This is a genomic window from Microbacterium sp. PAMC22086 (assembly GCF_019443525.1).
Taxonomy (GTDB): domain Bacteria; phylum Actinomycetota; class Actinomycetes; order Actinomycetales; family Microbacteriaceae; genus Microbacterium; species Microbacterium maritypicum.
On record NZ_CP080380.1, the window covers coordinates 1,944,675 to 1,964,147 of the forward strand.

Sequence of the window (19,473 nt, forward strand, 5' to 3'; positions counted from 1 at the left end):
GGGCCCGCACACTCTCGACCAACAAGCCTAACGTGTTTCGCTCGGGGAATCGTCGAAGCCGTGCGCCCACCGCGTCGCGATCTGAGTACCGTGGAGGCATGAAGTTCTCTGGAGAGCAGCCGACCGTCGATCTGACCTACTCCGACGTCTTCCTGGTGCCGCGCAGATCCGCTGTCACCAGCCGTCTGCAGGTCGATCTCGCCCCGCAGGACGGCACACCGGCGACGTTGCCGCTCGTCGCCGCGAACATGAACTCCGTGACCGGCCCCCGCATCGCTGCCGTGCTCGCGCGGCGTGGCGGCCTCGGCGTCCTGCCGCAGGACATGCCGTTGCAGGATCTGGACGCCGCGATCCGCGAGGTCAAGTCGCAGCCGGTGCTCTGGGACACGCCTCTCGTGCTGCCGCCGGAGGCATCGGCCGCCGACGCGCTTCGTCTGCTCCCGGCGGCCAGCGGCCACGGGATCGTGGTCGCCCGTGGCGCGGCGCCGATCGGCGTCGAGCACATCCTCGGCATCCTCCCCGCGACCAGACTGGCCACGGCGCTTCCCGATGCGCAGCTCGGCGACCTGGTGCACCACGGCACGCCGTCGATCGACGCGGACGACATCGGTTCGGAGCGGCACGCGTTCGATGTGATCACCGACGCGGGCGTCGAGCTGGTGACGGTCGTGCACCACGGCCATCTCGTCGGCACGCTGAGTGCCCGCAGCGCGCTGCGCTCGACGCTCTACCGTCCGGCGGTCGATGCCGACGGACGTCTCGCGGTCGCTGCCGCCGTCGGCATCAACGGCGATGTCGCCGCCAAGGCCAAGGCACTCGCCGCCGCCGGTGTCGACGTGCTGGTGGTCGACACCGCTCACGGCCACCAGGAGGGTATGCTGCGGGCTCTGCGCGCCGTCGCCGAACTCGATCTCGGCCTGCCCGTCGTGGCGGGCAACGTCGTCACAGCCGACGGCGTGGCCGACCTGGTGGATGCCGGAGCGTCGATCCTCAAGGTCGGCGTCGGTCCTGGCGCGATGTGCACCACCCGCATGATGACGGCGGTCGGACGCCCGCAGTTCTCCGCCGTGCTCGAGACCGCCCAGGCGGCACGTGAGCTCGGCGCGCATGTCTGGGCGGACGGCGGGGTGCGCTATCCGCGTGATGTGGCGCTCGCCCTCGCCGCCGGTGCGGCGTCCGTCATGGTCGGATCGTGGTTCGCCGGCACGATCGAGGCGCCGGGGGAGCTGCAGCGCGATGCCGATGGGCGCCTGTTCAAGGAAGCCTGGGGCATGGCGTCGACCAAGGCGGTCCAGGCGCGCTTCGGTCGGCTCGACGCCTACGAGCGTGCCCGCAAGGAGCTCTTCGCCGAGGGCATCTCCTCGTCGAAGATCTACCTCGACCCGCTGCGTCCGGGCATCGAGGACCTTCTGGACATGATCACCTCCGGCGTGCGCTCATCCTTCACCTACGCGGGGGCGGCGACCGTGCCCGAGTTCCACGACCGCGCCGTGGTGGGGCTGCAGTCGGCGGCCGGCTACGAGGAGGGCAAGGCGCTGCCGGTCAGCTGGTGATCGTCGAGCGCACACCCCGCTGTCTTCGGTACAATCGTCGGCATAATGGACGACCCTCCCAGTTGTAGAACATCGCCCCACTGTCTGCCTCTCTCACCGGAGAGGAACCTCTGATGGACTACGTCATGTTGGGCGTGGGGCTCCTGCTCACGGTCGGCACAGGCCTCTTCGTCGCGAGCGAGTTCGCACTGGTGAACCTCGACCGCGCCGAGCTCGAGGCCAGGCAGGCGCGCGGTGAGTCCCGGCTCTCGCTCACGATCAGCGCTCTCAAGCACACGTCGACGCATCTCTCGGCCGCGCAGCTCGGCATCACGCTGACGACGCTGCTCACCGGTTACACGATGGAGCCGGCGCTGTCGAACCTCCTGCGTCCGACCTTCATCGCCTGGAGCATCCCTGAGGCCGCCGTCGCGCCGATCGCGACCGTCGTGGCCATGCTGGTGGCGACGGTGCTCTCGATGATCCTCGGTGAGCTCGTCCCCAAGAACTTCGCCCTCGCCCTGCCTCTGGCCACTGCGAAGCTCGTGATCCCGTTCCAGATCGCGTTCACGACGGTGTTCAAGCCCGCCGTGGTGGTGCTCAACGGCAGTGCGAACGGCGTGCTGCGCGGGATGGGCATTGAACCGAAGGAAGAGCTCTCCGGCGCCCGCAGCGCGGAGGAGCTGTCCTCGCTCGTGCGACGGTCCGCCAACGCGGGCCTGCTGGAGGCCGACACCGCGTCGTTGCTCGATCGCACCCTCATGTTCTCGCGGCTGACGGCCGCCGACGTGATGACCGCTCGGCCGAGCATGCACGCGATCGCCGCGGGCGATTCCGTGGATGACGTCATCCAACTCGCGCGACGCACGGGCCACAGCCGCTTCCCGGTCTACGGCGACGACCTCGACGACATCATGGGCGTCGTGCACCTCAAGGCGGCGATCTCCGTGCCGCGCGATCGTCGTACCGAAGTCCCCGTCGGCGCTCTCGCGACGGAACCGCTCCGCGTGCCGGAGACGGTACACGTCGACGCCCTGATCGCGGAGCTGCGCGCCCGCGGCTACCAGCTGGCGATCGTCGTGGACGAGTACGGCGGCACAGCGGGTCTCGTGACCCTGGAAGACCTCGTCGAGGAACTTGTCGGTGAGGTCGCCGACGAGCACGATCGCACCAGGGCCGGAGTCATCCGCAACCGGGAGGGCATCACGTTCCCCGGTGAGCTGCGACCCGATGAGCTGCGTCGTCGTGCCGGTGTGGAAGTGCCGGAGGGCGACGTGTACGACACGGTGGGCGGTTATGTCATGAGCGTGCTCGAGCGCGTCCCTTCGGTCGGCGACGAGGTGCCGCTCGACAGCGGTGTGCTGCAGGTGGTGCGCATGGACGGGCGACGGGTGGATCGGGTGCGCTACGTTCCGAGACCGCTCGACGACGTCAACGAGGAGGTGGCCCGATGAGCGATTGGGGAGGGCTCGCCTGGCTCGTCGTGCTCCTTGTCGCGAACGCCTTCTTCGTCGGCGGAGAGTTCGCGGTGATCTCGGCCAGGCGGTCGCAGATCGAGCCTCTCGCCGATCAGGGCTCGCGCGCGGCCAAGACGGCCCTGTACGCGATGGAGCACGCGACGCTGATGCTCGCCACGTCGCAGCTGGGCATCACGATCTGTTCGCTGCTCATCCTGAACGTCTCGGAGCCGGCGATCCACCACCTGCTCTCCGTGCCGCTGCACGCGCTCGGCTGGCCCGATGGCGCGGTCGACGCGGTCTCGTTCACGATCGCGCTGCTGATCGTGTCGTTCCTGCACGTGGTGTTCGGCGAGATGGTGCCGAAGAACCTGGCGTTCTCGGTGCCGGATCGGGCCGTGCTGTTCCTGGCCCCGCCGCTGGTGTGGGTGTCGAAGGTGTTCATGCCGGTGATCTGGGTGCTCAACGCGGCCGCGAACGGCGTCCTGCGCCTGTTCCGCGTCGAGCCGAAGAACGAAGCGGCATCCACGTTCACGCTCGACGAGGTGGCGACCATCGTCAGCCAGTCGCGTCGCGAGGGGGTGCTCATGGACACGGCGGGAACCGTCGCCGCTGCGGTGGAGTTCACCGACAAGAAGGCACGCGACGTCGCCGTTCCCCTGAGCGATCTGGTGACGCTGCCGCAGTCGACCACGCCCGAGGACATCGAGAAGGCGGTCGCCCGCTACGGCTTCTCGCGCTATGTGATCGTCGACGACGAGTCCGTGCCGATCGGCTACGTGCACCTGAAGGACATCCTTCGGGCATCCGAGGGCCCGGACGCGGAGGCCAAGATGATCGAGCCCGTTCCGGCCAAGCGCATCCACCACATGGTGCCGGTGCAGGAGGACACGGATCTGGAAGACGCTCTCGCGGTCATGCGTCGTGCGGGTCGGCACCTGGCGAAGGTGCGCGACGGACAGGGGAACACCACCGCTGTGCTGTTCCTGGAGGACATCCTGGAGGAACTGATCGGAGAGGTGCAGGACGCGACCCGTCGCTTCCGCGGACGCTGATCGTCGATCGCGACGATGAAGGCCGCCGGACCCCTCAGGGGACCGGCGGCCTTCATCGTGCCGAGGAGACTCAGCGCAGGCGCGCGCGTTCGTACTGCGGCGGCCAGGCGATGTCGGCGTCGAGCTCATGGGCGGCGCGAAGAGCGAAGTGCGGGTCGCGCAGCCACTCCCGGCCGGCGAAGATCGCATCGGCCGCGCCATCGGCGAGCACCCGCTCGGCCTGGGCGGCCGCTGTGATGAGACCGACGGCCGACACGGGGATCCGACCGCCTTGACGCACGGTCTCGGCGAGAGGCACCTGGTACCCGGGGAAGACGCTGATCCGCTGGTGCGCGACGAGGCCGCCGCTGGAGACGTCGATGAGGTCGGCGCTGTGCTGCACCGCCCAGTCGCCGACGATCGCCGCCTCCTCGGGCGTGAAGCCTCCATCGGCGTGGTCCGTGGCGGAGATGCGGACGAACAGCGGGAGGTCGTCACCCGCAGCCTCACGGACGGCGTCGATCACGCGCAGCAGCAGCCGGGCGCGGTTCTCGAGCGATCCGCCGTACTCGTCGTCGCGCAGATTCGACAGCGGGGACAGGAACTGGTGCAGGAGGTAGCCGTGCGCGCCATGGATCTCCAGCACGTCGAACCCGGCATCGACCGCACGCCGCGCTGCGACGGCGAACGCCTCGACCACGCGGTCGATGCCTGCGAGGTCGAGGGCGACCGGCGCATCGAAGCCGTCGAAGGCGACGGCCGACGGCGCGGCTGTCGTCCACCCTCCCTCAGCCGCCGGCACCGACCCGCGCTCGGGAGCCCAGGGCCACCACGTCGACGCCTTGCGGCCGGCGTGGGCGAGCTGGATCCCCGCACGCGCTCCGCGATCGTGGATCGCCCGGACGATCGGGGCCAGGGCGTCGCGCTGCGCGTCGTTCCACAGGCCCACATCACGCGGCGAGATCCGGCCTTCGGGAACGACGGCCGTCGCCTCGGCGACGATGAGTCCGGCACCACCGGATGCGAACTGGGCGAGGTGGGTGTGATGCCACTCCTGCGCCACGCCGTCCTCAGCGCTGTACATGCACATCGGCGATACCCAGAGACGGTTGCGGAAGGTGACGGAACGGATGCGCAGCGGGGAGAAGAGAACACTCACGCTTCGACGCTACCGCTCGGCGGGTGCAGGACGGGCCGTCGCACTAACGTGGAGTCATGGTCGAAGTGCGCGAGTGGACACGCGGCGACACGGCGCGGTTGTTCCGTGTGCCCACCGCGGACGACGACAAGTACGCCCGCGGTGTGGTGGCTCTTCGCACCGGATCGCCCGCCTATCCCGGAGCTGCGGTCCTCGGCGTCGAGGCCGCATGGCGCGCAGGGGCCGGTTTCGTCCGCTACATCGGGGCGGAGCGGGTTGCCGATGCCGTGCTCGCCCGGCGTCCGGAGACCGTCACCGGCGCGGATACGGGTCGCGCTCGGGTCGACGCCTGGGTGATCGGCTCGGGGACCGACCCGACGCACCGCAGCGACGCGGAGACCACCGCGCTGCGCGACATCCTCACCGGCCCCGCGGCCGTCGTCATCGACGCCGGAGCGCTCGATCTCGCCGAGGGGACGACCGCACCGTTCCTCGTGACGCCTCACGCGCGCGAGTTCGCACGGCTGCAGGAGGGCCTCGGCGTCTCCTCGGCCGAGGAGGATCGTGCGCAGGCCGCGCAGCACATGGCGGACAGGCTCGGGGGCACCGTGCTGCTCAAAGGATCCCGCACGCTGATCGCGTCGCCCCACGGAGACGTCATCGCCGTGGATGCGGGGACCGGATGGCTGGCGACCGCGGGGACGGGCGACGTGCTCGCCGGGGTGTTGGGTGCGGTGCTCGCGGCGAACCCCGGACGACCGATCGCCGAAGTCGCCGCTGCGGGAGCGTGGGTGCACGGTCATGCCGGGCGGATCGCGGCCGAGACGCGCGCCGGTGCGGCGGGGCATCCGATCGTCGCGATGGATGTCGCGGCAGCACTGCCGCACGCGATCGCGGACGTCCTCGCGTGAATCGCACGTCGACGAGCAGAGTGGTCGCGCTGTGGTGCGTCTTCCTCCTCGTGCACCTGCTCACGGCCTGGCTCGGCTGGGTGTATCCCAGCCAGCCGATGGGCGATGTCGTGCTCGTGTACGAGCCCTGGGCGACCTCGGCGCTCAGCGGAGGAGGAATCGTCGGCATCGACGAGACCTGGGTCTACCCCCAGCTCGCCCTCGTGCCGATGCTCATCGCCGCCGCTCTCTCCGCGCCGCTCGTGCCTCTGCTCGGCGTGTCCAGCGCGTACCTGGTGGGGTGGGCGGCCCTGGTCGTCATCCTCGACGCGATCGCCTTCGGTGTGCTCATCGGGCGCTCTCCCGCGCGCGCTCGACGCATCGCCGCCTGGTTCTGGTGTGCGGCCGTGCTTCTGCTCGGGCCGATCGCGCTCTATCGGATCGATGCGATCACCGTTCCGATCGCCGTGATCGGTGGACTCTGGTTGGTGTCGCGGCCGGCGGTCGGCGCCGCGCTTCTCACGGTCGGCGCCTGGATCAAGATCTGGCCCGGTGCGCTCGTCCTCGCCGCCGTCGTCGCGCTCCGGGCACGGATGCGGGTGCTGTTCGCCGCAGCGGTGGTCACCGCCGGCGTCGTCGCGACGCTGCTGCTGCTCGGAGCGGACACCGAGATCCTCGGGTTCCTGACGGAGCAGACCGGACGAGGGCTGCAGATCGAAGCCGTGGCCGCCACGCCCTTCCTGTGGCTCGCGGTCGCCGGGGCCGCCCGTATCGAGTACAGCTTCGAGATCCTGACCTTCCAGATCACCGCGCCCGGTGTCGATGCCGTCGCCGCCGCGCTCACACCGCTCATGGCTGTCTCCGTGCTGGCGGTCACCGCGGTGGGCGCGCTCAAGGCGGTGCGCGGAGCGACGTTCCCGCGGCTGTTCCCTCCGCTCGCTCTCACGCTGGTGACGCTGCTGATCGTCACCAACAAGGTCGGCTCACCGCAGTTCCAGACCTGGCTGATCGCCCCGGTCATCCTGTGGCTCGTGCTCGATCGGGTGAGGGCACGCACACCGGCCGTCGTCGTCCTCGCCCTCTGTCTGCTCACCTGCCTCGTCTATCCGCTCGGCTACGACGCGCTGCTGCGGGCGGATGCCCTCTCCGTCGCCGTGCTCACCGTGCGCAACGTGCTTCTCGTCGTCCTGCTCGTCCTGGGCATCCGCGCTCTCGTGCGGGTGCCCGTCCGTCATCCCCGCACCCAGGAGTGAACCCATGCTGATCGCCTTCTCCGTCGCCCCCAGCGGCACCCCCGCCGATGGTGCAGAGCGCACCGACGCCTCCGTGCACGACGCGGTGGCCGCTGCCGTGCGCGTCGTGCGCGAATCGGGGCTGCCGCACCGCACCACGAGCATGTTCACCGAGATCGAGGGCCCGGATTGGGACACGGTCATGGACGTCGTGAAGCGCGCGACCGAAGCGGTCATGCCGTTCGGGTCGCGGGTCTCGCTCGTGCTCAAGGCCGACATCTGCCCGGGGTACTCCGGAGAGCTCGACGCGAAGATCGAACGTCTGGAGAGCGCGATCGAGGAGGCAGCCGTCGAGGAGTCCGGTGACTGATCCCGTTTCGCTCTCGTCGGTCGTTCTCCGACCGGCGCTCGCCGAGGATGCGGAGTGGATCGCCGAGCTGCGGGCCGATGTGCTCCGCGCCGACCTGGAGCGGCTGGGGCGCTACGACCAGACGCGCGTCCGGCAGCGGTTCCGCGACGCGTTCGAGCCGACGTACACGCGGATCATCGTCGTGGACGCCGCGGACGTCGGTTCTGTCGCCCTCCGCCCCGACGGAGACGCCTTCTGGCTGGAGCACCTCTACATCGGCGCCTCGCACCAGGGGAGGGGCGTCGGCAGCCGGGTCCTGGCGATGATCCTCGATGACGACGGGCTGTACCGGCTCAACGTGCTCCAGGGCAGTCCGGCGCGCAGCCTCTACGAGCGTCACGGGTTCGTCGTCGACTCGCAGGACGACGTGGACGTGTTCATGACGCGAGAGCGGACGGGCCGGGCGGTCGCGCACCCGCGACGGCCGCTAAGCTGATCCGGTGAATCCCTCGACGCAATCGAGGGGTGCGGCGAAGTGGGCGCTCCTCTCTCTCGCCATCGGCAGCTTCGGCATCGGCATGACCGAATTCGTGGTCATGGGTCTGCTGCCCAACATCGCCGCCGACCTGCTGCCTTCGCTCTGGGCGACCAGTCGGGAAGACGCCCTGAGCCAGGCCGGCTGGCTGATCTCGCTGTACGCGCTCGGCGTGGTGGTCGGTGCGCCGACCATCGCCGGCTTCGTCGCCCGCTATCCGCGGCATCGTGTGATGATCGTGCTGGCCCTCGCCCTGACGGTGTTCAACGCGCTCACGGGGGTGCTGCCCACGTTCGAGCTCGTCGCCGCGTCCCGCTTCCTCGCGGGGCTTCCGCACGGCGCCTACTTCGGCATCGGAGCGCTCGTCGCCGCCGACGTGATGGGACCGGGCAACCGTGCCAAGGGCGTGGCCTTCATCCTCACCGGGCTCACGGTCGCCAACGTCATCGGCGTGCCGTTGGGGACGTTCCTCGGACAGCAGTGGGGCTGGCGCTCCGCCTTCGCGGTCGTGGCGCTCGTGTTCGCTCTCGCGACGCTGTGCATAGCCGTCTTCGTCCCGGAGCATCCCGGAGACCCCGGCCGCACGATGCGCCAGGAGCTGCGGGTGTTCCGCATCCCGCAGGTGTGGTTCACGCTCGGTGTCGGAGCCATCGGCTTCGGCGGATTCTTCGCCGTCTACAGCTACATCGCCCCGCTGGTGACGGAGGTCTCCGGTTCACCGGAATGGGTGGTGCCGATCGTCCTCGTGTTGATGGGACTCGGGATGACGGCGGGGAACCTGGTCGGCGGTCACCTCGCCGACATCGACCTGCGCCGCACGCTGCTGTTCGGCCTCGCCGCGATGGCCGTCGTCTTCGCGCTGCTGGCTTTCCTCTCGTTCTGGATCGTCAGCCTGGCCGCGGTGGTGCTCGTGGTCGGTTTCGTGTCGTCGGTGCTGAGCCCGACGATCCAGACGCGGCTCATGGACGTGGCGGGCGACAACCAGTCGATCGCGGCGGCCATGAACCACTCGGCGCTCAACATCGGCAACAGCCTGGGCGCGTTCCTCGGCGGCGTCGTGATCGCCGCGGGCTGGGGCTTCACCGCACCGGCGTGGACGGGGGCGGCGCTCGCCGGGGCCGGCCTGCTGATCGCGCTGCTGTCGTATCGCGTCGAAGAGCGTCGCGCTGCGGCGACGGAGCTGGTCGCGTCGTAGAGTGACGGGGTGAGCGCCCCTGAGTCGTCCCTGCCCGTCGCCGGCACCGTCGTGGTGCTGCGCGCAGCGGACCCGGGGTTCGAACTGCTGCTGATGCGGCGCCCCGATCGCGGATCCTTCGCGGGAGCCTGGGTCTTCCCCGGGGGCAAGGTCGAGCCCGGCGACGTGCGCGAGGGCGACGACGAGGCCGAAGACGCCCGCCGCGCCGCGATCAGGGAGACCCGCGAGGAGGTGGGGCTCGCGGTGGATGATCTCGTGCCGCTGTCGCAGTGGCAGCCGCCGCTCGAGGCCCCCACCCGCATCCGGACGTGGTTCTTCCTGGCGGAGGCGCCGGGTGAGGAGCCCTCGCCCTCTGCGGAGGAGGTCGCGGAGATCGCCTGGGTGCGGCCGGCGGAGGCGCTCGCCAGACACGCAGCAGGGGAGTGGACGCTGTATCCCCCGACGTGGATCACCCTCCACCAGCTCTCGGTGTTCGGCGATGTCGCCGCTGCCGTGGCGGCGAGTGGCATCGTGCAGCTGTTCCGGACCAGGGTGCTCGATTCCGACGCCGGCCGCGCCTTCACCTGGGATCAGGGACGCCTGGAAGCCGGTGCCCTGCCGTGGCGGTTCATCGAGACCTGAGCGGGCGGGATCAGCTGTCCAGCAGACGGCGCAGGTTCGTGCCGACGGCCTCGGTCTCGATGAGGAACCCGTCGTGCCCGAAGTCGCTGGTGATGACCACCGCCTCATCGTCGATGACGTTCGGGATGCTGCGCGCGATGCGCTGCTGCCCGTCGACGGGGAAGAGGCGGTCGCTGTCGATGCCGAGCACCAGCGTGGTCGCGGTGACGGCACGCAGCGCCTCCTCGACGCCACCGCGCCCGCGGCCGACATCGTGCGAGTTCATGGCCTCGACGAGCGTGATGTAGCTGTTCGCGTCGAAACGGCGGGTGAACTTGTTGCCGTGGAAGTCGAGGTACGACTCCACCGCGAAGCGACCGCCGTGGCCGAGGGGCGAGACATCCGATTGCCAGGATCGCTGGAAGCGCTGGTTGAGCTCGATCGGGCTGCGGTAGTTCAGCAGGGCCATGCGCCGTGCCAAGGCGAGGCCGCGGTGTGGACCGTCGCCGTCACCGAGATCGTAGTATTCACCGCCCTGGAATCGCGGATCCATCCGGATGGTCTCCAGCTGCACCGTGTTGAGCGCGATCTGGTCGGCGGTCGTCACCGGTGGCGACGAGAGCACAGCGAGTCGCCGCACGCGCTCGGGATGCGTGGCCGCCCATTCCAGCGCGTGCATGCCTCCCATGGAGCCGCCGATCACGGCTGCCCAGCTCTCGATGCCCAGAGCGTCGGCGAGGCGCACCTGAGCGGCGACCTGGTCGCGGATGGTCAGGTACGGGAATCGTGACGCCCACTCGTAGCCGTCGGGAGCGACGCTTGCCGGCCCCGTCGAACCCTGGCAGCCTCCCAGCATGTTCGGGGCGATCACGCACCAGCGGTCGGTGTCGAGCGGAGCACCGGGACCGGTGATGTCCTCCCACCAGCCGCCGGTGGGGTGACCGGCGCCCGCGGGGCCGCGCACATGGCTGTCTCCGGTGAGCGCATGCAGCACCAGGACGGCGTTGTCACGGGCGCTGTTCAACTCGCCCCAGGACTCGTAGGCGACACGGATGGCGGGCAGCTGCGCACCGCTCTCGGTGGGGAAGGGACCGGAGGCGGCGAAGCGTCGCCCTCCCACAGGGTCTCCGTCTCGCCATGCGCCGGTCACCGGCGGGCGGGCACGGAGCAGCCGGACGTCGGCCTCCGTCACGGGTGCCGAAGGCACCGTGTCCTCGGAGGTCGTCTGCCAGTCCATGTCCCCATTCTCGCCTGGTGCGGAGCCTGTCGGTGGCAGGTTACGATCCGACCTGCGTGCGGCGCCACTGAGACTGCCGATCGAAACGTCGGGCCCAGCACACTCGGCGTCAGCGCACTCGGGGTCAGCGCACTCGGGTCAGGGTGGCGAGATGATCGCTGTTCCCCGCCCGCATCGTGGTCGAGGTGACGACGTCGAGACCGCGCACGAACACCTGATCGATGCGCACGAGGGGGAAGGCGACGGGCCACGTGAACCCGAGCGTCCCGTCGGTCGGACGCACCCCGTCGGCCTCCGCGCGCAGAGCGGACAGGCTCGGATCCGTCGACGGCGCATTGAAGTCGCCGACGACGAGGAGCGATTCTGCAGGATCGACGGCGACCTGTTCCGCGATTCCGCTCAGCATCGTGTCGCGGTCCTGCTGGTGTCCCGGCCGCACCGATGCGGCGTGCAGCACATACACGGCGACCGGAGCCGACGGGGCCTGCACCTCGACGCGGAGCGCCCGCTTCCAGCTGAGCCCCAGCGTGAGCGGCTCGGCGTTCGCGAGCGGATAGCGACTCCAGACGCCGACGGTTCCGACCGTGTACGAGTGCGGGTAGTCGGCGGCGAGGGCGTTCTGAGCGGCCGAGAGGCTGTCTCCGTCGAGCTCGACGAGGGCGATCACGTCGGCACCGCTGTGCGCGAGCTCGGTCGCGGACGCGGCGGCTCCACCGGATCGTGCGCGCACGTTCTGGCTCACGACCGTCAACGCGGATGCGGATGCCGACTCCGCGCTCGTCTGACCGGGGAGCCCGGGAAACGCCGGTGCCGTCGCGAGCACCCACAGCAGGGCAGGGACCAAGACGAGCACGATCACCCTGCGCGCGCGGAGAAGCGCAGCGACCACCAGTGCGAGCAGCACGAGTCCGAGCCAGGGGAGCACGGCCGCGACCGCTGTGCCGACGACACCCGGGATCCAGCCGCAGGCCACGATCAGCAGCAGCGCGGCGCTGGCGACGGCGATCCACCGTGCGGCGGCGGTGGCGGATCGCCGGATGCGCGGCGGTCGGTGTTCGACGTCGATCATGCTCTCCTCACGGCGGTATCCCATTCTCGACGGAACCGCCTGTGGGTCAGCCGGACGAGCGAGCCGTGCACGCCAAGATGCCCCGGAGCGGTGAGCTCCGGGGCATCATCTTCGCAGTGCGAGCGGGTCAGGCGCGCGCAGCCTCCGACACGCGGCGTGCCGCGGCGAGAGCCTGGTCGAGGTCGGCCTTGAGGTCGTCGACGTTCTCGATGCCGACGGAGAGGCGGACGAGGCCCGGCGTCACACCGGCGGTCAGCTGCTGCTCGGGCGTCAGCTGCGCGTGGGTGGTGGATGCGGGGTGGATGACGAGCGAGCGCACGTCGCCGATGTTGGCGAGGTGGCTGAACAGGGACAGGCTGTTCACGAACTCGCGGCCCGCCTCGACTCCGCCCTTGAGTTCGAACGACAGCACAGCGCCGACGCCCTTGGGGGCGTACTCGTTCGCCTTGGCGTACCAGGGCGACGAGGGCAGGCCCGAGTAGTTGACGGTCGCGACGTCATCACGGCTGTCGAGCCACTCGGCGATCTCCTGGGCGTTCTGCACGTGACGCTCGATGCGCAGCGACAGGGTCTCGACTCCCTGGATGAGGTTCCAGGCGCTCTGCGGGGCGATCGCCGAGCCGAGGTCGCGGAGCAGCTGCACGCGGGCCTTGATGATGTAGGCGAGGGCGTCGCCGACCGCGGCCGTGTAGCTGGCGCCATGGTACGAGGGGTCCGGCACCGTGAGGCCGGGGAACTTGTCGACGTTCTTCGACCACTCGAACTTTCCGCCGTCGATGATGACGCCGCCGATGGTCGTGCCGTGACCGCCGAGGAACTTCGTCACCGAGTGCACGACGATGTCGGCGCCGAACTCGAACGGACGGATCAGGTACGGGGTGGCGATCGTGTTGTCGACGATCAGCGGGACGCCGCTCTCGTGCGCGACGTCGGCGACGGTGCGGATGTCGAGGATGTTGATCTGCGGGTTGCCGATCGTCTCCGCGAAGAACAGCTTCGTGTTCGGGCGGACCGCGCGACGCCACTCCTCGGGGTCGTCCTGGTTCTCGACGAACGTCACCTCGATGCCGAGCTTCGCGAGCGTGTACTTGAAGAGGTTGTACGTGCCGCCGTAGATCGAGCTGGAGGCGACGAAGTGGTCGCCGGCCTCGGCGATGTTCAGGACCGCGAAGGTCGATGCGGCCTGGCCGCTGGCGAGGACGAGGGCTCCGGTGCCGCCTTCGAGAGCGGCGAGACGCTGCTCCAACACGTCTTGCGTCGGGTTCTGGATGCGGGTGTAGATGTTGCCGAACTCCGCGAGGGCGAACAGGTTGGCGGCGTGGTCCGCGCTGTCGAACACGTAGGAGGTGGTCTGGTAGATCGGCGTGGCACGTGCCTTGGTGACCGGGTCGGGGGCAGCGCCCGAGTGGATCTGCTTGGTCTCGAAACGCCAGGACTCGGGTGCGGACATGTGGTTCCCCCAGAAGTGGTCGGAAGGTCGGGTGGCGGATGCCGTTGCTGCGAGAGTACGGAATATCGGTGCGTGTCAACAACAGGCGGGAAATGTGACGTAACTGAGCGGAGGCCCGGAATCACGGGGCTGAGGGATCCGCGACAGCCCCGTGGGGGAGTCCGCGATCCGGGGATAACGCCGTACGGTGGAGGCATGGTGAACAGACGTGCAGTGGTGACAGGTGCGAGTTCGGGCATCGGCGCAGCGACGGTGCGTGCGCTGCGCGCCCGGGGATGGGACGTCGTCGGCGTCGCGCGGCGCGAGGATCGACTCGCAGCGCTGGCCGCGGAGACCGGAGCCTCGGCGATCGCCTGCGACCTCACGGACGCCGCGGCCGTCGAGGCACTCGTGGGCGAGCTCGAGAGGTCCGGTCCGGTGCACGCGCTGGTGCAGGTGGCCGGAGGCGCCCGCGGCACCGACCGCATCGAGGACGCCTCGGTCGAGGATTGGCAGTGGATGTTCGACGCCAACGTCCTGGCCAGTCAGCGCCTCGTCGCCGGTCTGCTTCCGCTGCTGCGCCGCGCGGCCGCCGCCGACGGCCATGCCGACACGATCTTCGTCACCTCCACTGCCGCGCAGAACGCGTATGCCGGGGGCGCGGGCTACAACGCCGCGAAGGCCGCCGAGGGGATGCTGGTGAAGGTCCTGCGTCAGGAACTCAACGGCGAGCCGATCCGTGTGGTCGAGGTGGCGCCGGGAATGGTGCACACCGAGGAGTTCACGCTCAACCGACTGGGTGGCGACTCCGTCGCGGCCGAAGCCGTGTACGCGGGCGTGGATGCCCCGCTCCTGGCCGACGACGTCGCCGATGTGATCGCCTATGCGCTGGAGTCTCCGGGCCACGTGAACCTCGATCTGATCACGATGCGTCCGGTCGCGCAGTCGGCACAGCATCTGCTCGCCCGGGGTCCGCTGCGCGTGCGGTCCATCGACTGACGATGGCGCAGACCCTGGCAGAGCTCGCCACGGACGGTCGGATCGACGCCGGCTGGGCGGACGCACTGGCCCCGGTCCAGGACACGATCACCTCTCTGGGGGAACGCCTTCGCTCCGAGCAGGAGGCGGGCCACGGCTACCTGCCCTCCGGCGAGAACGTGCTCAGGGCCTTCCGTCGTCCTCTCTCGGACGTGCGCGTGCTGATCACCGGGCAGGATCCGTATCCCACTCCCGGGCATCCCATCGGGCTGTCGTTCGCCGTCGACCGTGACGTGCGTCCGCTTCCGCGCAGCCTCTCGAACATCTACAAGGAGCGCGAGAGCGACCTGGGCATCCCGCCGGCACCGCACGGAGACCTCACCGCCTGGAGCGAACAGGGCGTCCTCCTGCTGAACCGCGTGCTCACGGTGCGCCCGGGCGTCGCCGCCTCGCACCGCGGCTGGGGGTGGGAGAAGGTCACCGAGCTCGCGATCCGCGCGCTCGTGGCCCGTGATCAGCCCCTCGTCGCGATCCTGTGGGGCAAGGATGCGGCCAACCTGCAGCCCCTCCTGGGCGAGACGCCGGTGATCGTATCGGCGCATCCGTCTCCGCTCTCGGCCCGTCGCGGCTTCTTCGGTTCCCGCCCGTTCTCGCGCGCGAACGCGCTGCTCGAGGAGCAGGGAGCCGATCCGGTCGACTGGAGAGTGGAAGGCGAAGCCGGTCCGTCTCTAAGCTGAGCGCATGCAGTTCGAGCCGGGGGACCGTCGCCGCGTTCTGCCGCGCCATCTTCGGCCCGCACCTGCCCCAGAGGTCTTCTCCTACACGATCCGTGCTGCCCGGCCCGCAGACCTCCCTCACGTGCGGGAGATCTACAACCACTTCGTGAGCAACTCGGCCGTGACGCTCGACGAGCGGCGCAGCAGCATCCCCTACTGGCGGGACAAGTACGCGCTGCTGACCAGGCTGCAGCTGCCGTTCCTCGTCGCGGTGTCGCCGGGCGGTGAGGTGTTGGGCTACGCGCTCGCGCAGCCCTGGGCGGGCAAGAACGCCTACAAGTACACGGTCGAGGATTCGATCTACCTCGGTCCCGGCGCCGGGGGCAAGGGTCTGGGGGCAGCATTGCTGCAGGCGCTCATCGACGCCTGCGAGCAGATCGGGCTGCGCGAGATGGTCGCGGTCATCAGCGACCACGGCGCCGAGGCGTCGATCCGGTTGCACGAGAAGCTCGGCTTCATCGAGGCCGGACGGATGGGGCGCGTCGGATACAAGTTCGGCCGCGACCTCGGCACCGTCTACATGCGCCGAGTGCTCAAGCCCACAGGACGGCGACGGGGGAGTCTGTTCGGCGCGCGGCGCTGACCGTCGGCGTCCGCTCGAACCGGCGTCGGATCACCGCCCGGGAGAGCCGGGGATCACGGGGATCGCCGCGAGGAGCTTCTTCGTGTAGTCCTGTTCCGGGTGCAGGAGCACGTCCGTCGTGGAGCCGCGTTCGACGATCCGCCCGTCTTTCATCACGACGACCGTGTCGCACAGGTTCTGCACGACGCCGATGTCGTGCGAGACGAGCACGAGGGTCAGATCGCTCGTCCGTCGCAGCTCGATCAGCAGGTCGAGGATCTGCGCACGCACCGTCACGTCGAGCGCCGACAGCGGTTCGTCGCCCACCAGGATCCGCGGGCGATGCACGATCGCCCGCGCGAGGGCGATCCGCTGCCGCTGCCCGCCCGAGAACTCGTGCGGGTAGCGGTCGCCCATCTCCGGTTCCAGACCCACCTGCGCGAGCACCTCGCGGACCCGCGCACGGTGGTCGCCCTCGACGCCGAGTGCCCAGAGCGGTTCTCGGACGATCTGACCGGCCGTCATGCGGCGATCGAGCGACGCGTAGGGGTCTTGGAACACCAGCCCGGTCTCCCGGCGCAGCCAGTGCAGAGACTGCGCCGAGGCTGTGGCGTCCACCGCACGGCCGTCGATGCGGACGGTGCCGGAGGTCGCTCGGTCGAGCCCCAGGAGCAGTCTCACCAGGGTGGACTTTCCCGATCCGGACTCGCCGATGATGCCGACGGATGATCCTTCGACGACATCGAGGTCGGTGGGGGCCAGGGCGGTCTGGGTCCGAGTGCGCTCGAAGGCGGAGCGCTTCGGGACGAAGAAGTCCCGTCCGAGTCCGCGAGCTTCGATCAGGTTCATCAGGCGTCCCCGTCCGGTCGCCACAGCGTCGCCGTCGCATCTCGCAGCAGTCCCTGGGTGACCGGGGACGCAGGGGTCGACAGGAGGGTCGAGACCGGAGCGGCCTCGACGACCCGCCCGTGTTCGAGCACGACGCCGTCGGTCGCGACCTGGGCGAGCACGGCGAGGTCGTGGGTGATGAAGACGAGGGACATCCCCTCGTCGGCGACGAGGGACAGCAGCAGGGAGAGGATCTCGGCCTGGATCGTGACGTCGAGCGCGGTCGTCGGCTCGTCGGCGATGAGCAGGCGTGGGCGACAGGCCAGCGCCATCGCGATGGCGACGCGTTGCCTCTGGCCGCCGGAGAGCTGATGGGGGTAGCGGTCGACGATCGACTCGGGATCGGGAAGCCGGACGCGGGCGGCCTCGACGATCGCCCGCTCCCTGGCCTCGCGGCGGCCCAGTCCCTGATGGATGCGGATCGACTCCGCGATCTGCCGACCGACCGTCCTGATGGGGTTCAGAGCGGTGCGCGGTTCTTGGAACACGATGCCGATGTCGTCGCCGCGCAGACGGGCGAGCTCGCGATCGGGCATCCCGATCAACTCGGTGCCGTCCCAGCGGATGCTGCCGCTCGCGGTCGCGCCGTCGGGGAGCAGGCCCAGCACCGCGAGGGCGGTGAGCGACTTGCCGGAGCCGGATTCGCCGATCAGACCGAGTCGAGCGCCGTCCGGCACGTCGAAGGAGACGCCGTCGACCACCGTTCGTCCGTCGATCTCGATCACGAGGTCGTGCACCGACAGGCTCATGCGACCACCCCCGGGGTGTGGATCTCGGCGGCGCGATGCCGCAGGGTGGGATCGGTCGCCTCGCGCAGGCCGTCGCCCAGCAGGTTGAGGGCGAGCACGGTGATCGTGATCGTGAGTCCTGGCCAGATGACCGAGAGCGGATGCACCCCGATGTACCGCTGGAGATCGGCGAGCAGCAGGCCCCAGCTCGGCTCGACCACGGAAGCGCCGAAGCCCAGGTAGGACAGCCCGGCCTCGGCGAGGACGGCGACGGCCATAGACCACGACAGCTGCACGATGAAGACCGGCGCCACGTTCGGAAGCAGGTGGCGCACGAGGCTCTGGGAGGGAGTGAGTCCTGCGGCTCGCGCGGCCAGGACGAAGTCGCTCTGCTGCACGCGGCGCAGCTCCGGCCGGGTGACCCTCGCGATGTTCACGCCGAATCCGATGCCCACCGCCCAGATCACGACCCAGAGCGAGCCACCCCAGACGGAGGAGATCATCATGGCGATCAGCAGCACGGGGAAGGCGATCAGGATGTCGACGAGCACGGCGACGGTCTCTCGCAGCCAGCGCGCCGTCAGCGCTCCGAGCGCGGCGAGGGCGATGCCCACCACGGTGGCCACGATGCCGGCGCCCACGCTGACGAACACCGTCGTGCGTGCCCCCGCCATCAGCAGGCTCAGGATGTCGCGTCCGGTGTCGTCCGTGCCGAGGAGGTGCGGCCAGCTCGGTGGCAGCCAGCGATCGCCGATGTCCGAGGCCTGCGGGTCGAACGGCGTCCACAACAGCGACACGAGAGCGGTGACGGCGATCACCGCCACGACGATGATCCCGAAGCGCCCTGTCGAGGCGGCCCAGAGTCGGTCGAGCCAGCGCGGAATCATGCGGCCTCCCGTTGCCGAGGGTCGATCGCGCGGTGCAGGAGATCGACCAGGAAGCCCACGACCAGTACGAAGCCGGTGAGCACCAGCAGTTCGCTCTGCACCTTGATGAGGTCGCGGGTGCCGACATCGGCCACGAGCATGCGTCCGATCCCCGGAAGGGTGAACAGCTGCTCGATCACCACCGAGCCGACGATGATGCCGGCCACCTGCAGGCCGAGCACCGTGATGATCGAGAGGCCGACGGCGGGGATGCCGTGCTGGATGAGAGCGCGCGTGCGGGTGAGGCCCTTCGCCGCGGCGGTGCGGACGAAGTCCTGCCCGGCGGCCTGCAGGGTTGCGCTGCGGACGAATCGCATGAGCATCGCCCCCTCGACGATGCCGATCGTCAAGGCGGGGAGCAGCAGGGACTCGATCGCCTTCCCCGGGGTCGACCAGCCGGTGCGGGGGAAGCCCTGCGGAGGAAGCCACCCCAGCCAGACCGAGAACACGACGATGAGCATCATGCCGGCCCACACCACGGGTACGGCGGCCAGCGTCTGGGCACCGACGCTGAGTGCGGTGCCGCCGCGACGGTTGCGCAGGAGCGCGGCCAGGATTCCGAAGGGCACGGCGATGAGCACGGCGATCAGCAGCGACATGACCCCCAGTGGAACGGTGACCTGGGCCTTGAGGAACAGCTCTTCCCCGACGGATGCCCCCGACAGCAGCGAGGTGCCCAGGTCGCCGCGGAAGATCCCCCCGATCCAGTCCGTGTACTGGGCGAGCAGAGGACGGTTCAGACCGAGGGACTCGCGAAGGGCTTCGACCTCGACGGGGGAGGCCTGCGTGCCCGCGATGAGCTGCGCGACGTCGCCGGGGAAGACGCGCAGCGTCAGGAAGATGAGCACGCTCGAGACGAGGAGCCCTGCGATGAGCAGGGCTCCTCGGACGAGCGCGTAGCGGAGCACGAAGGGGTGA

Annotated in this window: 20 protein-coding genes; 12 read left to right on the plus strand and 8 right to left on the minus strand. The window is 69.8% G+C overall.

The window, feature by feature from the left end; all coding sequences use genetic code 11:
* Positions 1–98 precede the first annotated feature (98 nt).
* From KY497_RS09695 to KY497_RS09705, 3 genes are all read left to right on the plus strand, one after another.
* Entirely contained in the window at positions 99–1,553 is a 1,455-nt protein-coding gene (locus KY497_RS09695; protein ID WP_219868945.1) for a GuaB1 family IMP dehydrogenase-related protein, read from the plus strand.
* Between the two features lie 113 nt (positions 1,554–1,666).
* Entirely contained in the window at positions 1,667–2,986 is a 1,320-nt protein-coding gene (locus tag KY497_RS09700; RefSeq protein WP_218682457.1) for a hemolysin family protein, read from the plus strand.
* Positions 2,983–4,044, plus strand: a complete 1,062-nt coding sequence (locus KY497_RS09705) for a hemolysin family protein (protein ID WP_141386453.1) — start codon at positions 2,983–2,985, stop codon at positions 4,042–4,044. Before KY497_RS09700 ends, KY497_RS09705 begins: the two co-directional genes overlap by 4 nt.
* A gap of 70 nt (positions 4,045–4,114) precedes the next feature.
* Here the strand turns inward: KY497_RS09705 and KY497_RS09710 are convergent, their stop codons facing one another.
* Entirely contained in the window at positions 4,115–5,182 is a 1,068-nt protein-coding gene (locus KY497_RS09710) for an NADH:flavin oxidoreductase/NADH oxidase (protein WP_141386452.1), read from the minus strand.
* A gap of 56 nt (positions 5,183–5,238) precedes the next feature.
* On the opposite strand from KY497_RS09710, the gene KY497_RS09715 reads away from it, so the two are divergent.
* Genes KY497_RS09715 through KY497_RS09740 form a run of 6 tightly spaced genes read left to right on the plus strand, consistent with a single transcriptional unit; the run spans position 5,239 to position 9,983 of the window.
* A complete protein-coding gene (locus KY497_RS09715; RefSeq protein ID WP_219868946.1) occupies positions 5,239–6,072 on the plus strand; it encodes an NAD(P)H-hydrate dehydratase in 834 nt (277 codons plus the stop codon).
* Entirely contained in the window at positions 6,069–7,304 is a 1,236-nt protein-coding gene (locus KY497_RS09720) for a hypothetical protein (RefSeq protein WP_258185645.1), read from the plus strand. The genes KY497_RS09715 and KY497_RS09720 overlap by 4 nt, the downstream gene beginning before the upstream one ends.
* 4 nt (positions 7,305–7,308) lie before the next feature.
* Positions 7,309–7,653, plus strand: coding sequence for a thiamine-binding protein (locus tag KY497_RS09725; protein WP_219868947.1), 345 nt, complete (start codon positions 7,309–7,311; stop codon positions 7,651–7,653).
* Positions 7,646–8,128 carry a GNAT family N-acetyltransferase gene (locus tag KY497_RS09730; protein WP_219868948.1) on the plus strand — a complete coding sequence of 161 codons (483 nt, stop codon included), beginning with the start codon at positions 7,646–7,648 and terminating at the stop codon, positions 8,126–8,128. Before KY497_RS09725 ends, KY497_RS09730 begins: the two co-directional genes overlap by 8 nt.
* Positions 8,129–8,132: 4 nt before the next feature.
* Positions 8,133–9,362, plus strand: coding sequence for an MFS transporter (locus tag KY497_RS09735; RefSeq protein WP_219868949.1), 1,230 nt, complete (start codon positions 8,133–8,135; stop codon positions 9,360–9,362).
* Between the two features lie 9 nt (positions 9,363–9,371).
* Positions 9,372–9,983, plus strand: coding sequence for an NUDIX domain-containing protein (locus KY497_RS09740; protein WP_141386447.1), 612 nt, complete (start codon positions 9,372–9,374; stop codon positions 9,981–9,983).
* A 10-nt stretch (positions 9,984–9,993) separates the two neighbouring features.
* Here the strand turns inward: KY497_RS09740 and KY497_RS09745 are convergent, their stop codons facing one another.
* The 3 genes from KY497_RS09745 to KY497_RS09755 form a co-directional block, all read right to left on the minus strand.
* On the minus strand, positions 9,994–11,199 hold the full coding sequence (locus tag KY497_RS09745) for a homoserine O-acetyltransferase (protein WP_219868950.1): 1,206 nt from the start codon (positions 11,197–11,199) through the stop codon (positions 9,994–9,996).
* Between the two features lie 124 nt (positions 11,200–11,323).
* Positions 11,324–12,268, minus strand: coding sequence for an endonuclease/exonuclease/phosphatase family protein (locus KY497_RS09750; RefSeq protein ID WP_219868951.1), 945 nt, complete (start codon positions 12,266–12,268; stop codon positions 11,324–11,326).
* A 127-nt stretch (positions 12,269–12,395) separates the two neighbouring features.
* Complete coding sequence (locus tag KY497_RS09755; RefSeq protein ID WP_017831068.1) at positions 12,396–13,718, minus strand: bifunctional o-acetylhomoserine/o-acetylserine sulfhydrylase; 1,323 nt, start codon at positions 13,716–13,718, stop codon at positions 12,396–12,398.
* 195 nt (positions 13,719–13,913) lie between these two features.
* Between KY497_RS09755 and KY497_RS09760 the strand changes: the two genes are divergently transcribed.
* From KY497_RS09760 to KY497_RS09770, 3 genes are read left to right on the plus strand one after another with little or no spacing between them, the layout of a single operon-like run.
* On the plus strand, positions 13,914–14,696 hold the full coding sequence (locus tag KY497_RS09760) for an SDR family oxidoreductase (RefSeq protein ID WP_017831067.1): 783 nt from the start codon (positions 13,914–13,916) through the stop codon (positions 14,694–14,696).
* 2 nt (positions 14,697–14,698) lie between these two features.
* On the plus strand, positions 14,699–15,412 hold the full coding sequence (locus KY497_RS09765; protein WP_141386443.1) for a uracil-DNA glycosylase: 714 nt from the start codon (positions 14,699–14,701) through the stop codon (positions 15,410–15,412).
* A 4-nt stretch (positions 15,413–15,416) separates the two neighbouring features.
* Positions 15,417–16,034 (plus strand): GNAT family N-acetyltransferase, encoded by a 618-nt coding sequence (locus KY497_RS09770; protein ID WP_055872930.1) that lies wholly within the window; start codon positions 15,417–15,419, stop codon positions 16,032–16,034.
* A 30-nt stretch (positions 16,035–16,064) separates the two neighbouring features.
* Here the strand turns inward: KY497_RS09770 and KY497_RS09775 are convergent, their stop codons facing one another.
* Genes KY497_RS09775 through KY497_RS09790 form a run of 4 tightly spaced genes read right to left on the minus strand, consistent with a single transcriptional unit; the run spans position 16,065 to position 19,463 of the window.
* Positions 16,065–16,862, minus strand: coding sequence for an ABC transporter ATP-binding protein (locus tag KY497_RS09775; RefSeq protein ID WP_219868952.1), 798 nt, complete (start codon positions 16,860–16,862; stop codon positions 16,065–16,067).
* Complete coding sequence (locus KY497_RS09780) at positions 16,862–17,650, minus strand: ABC transporter ATP-binding protein (RefSeq protein WP_055869056.1); 789 nt, start codon at positions 17,648–17,650, stop codon at positions 16,862–16,864. Before KY497_RS09780 ends, KY497_RS09775 begins: the two co-directional genes overlap by 1 nt.
* The gene (locus KY497_RS09785; protein WP_219868953.1) at positions 17,647–18,516 is read right to left on the minus strand and encodes an ABC transporter permease; all 870 of its coding nucleotides are present in this window, start codon (positions 18,514–18,516) and stop codon (positions 17,647–17,649) included. The genes KY497_RS09780 and KY497_RS09785 overlap by 4 nt, the downstream gene beginning before the upstream one ends.
* A complete protein-coding gene (locus KY497_RS09790) occupies positions 18,513–19,463 on the minus strand; it encodes an ABC transporter permease (RefSeq protein ID WP_055869054.1) in 951 nt (316 codons plus the stop codon). The genes KY497_RS09785 and KY497_RS09790 overlap by 4 nt, the downstream gene beginning before the upstream one ends.
* Positions 19,464–19,473: the final 10 nt, after the last annotated feature.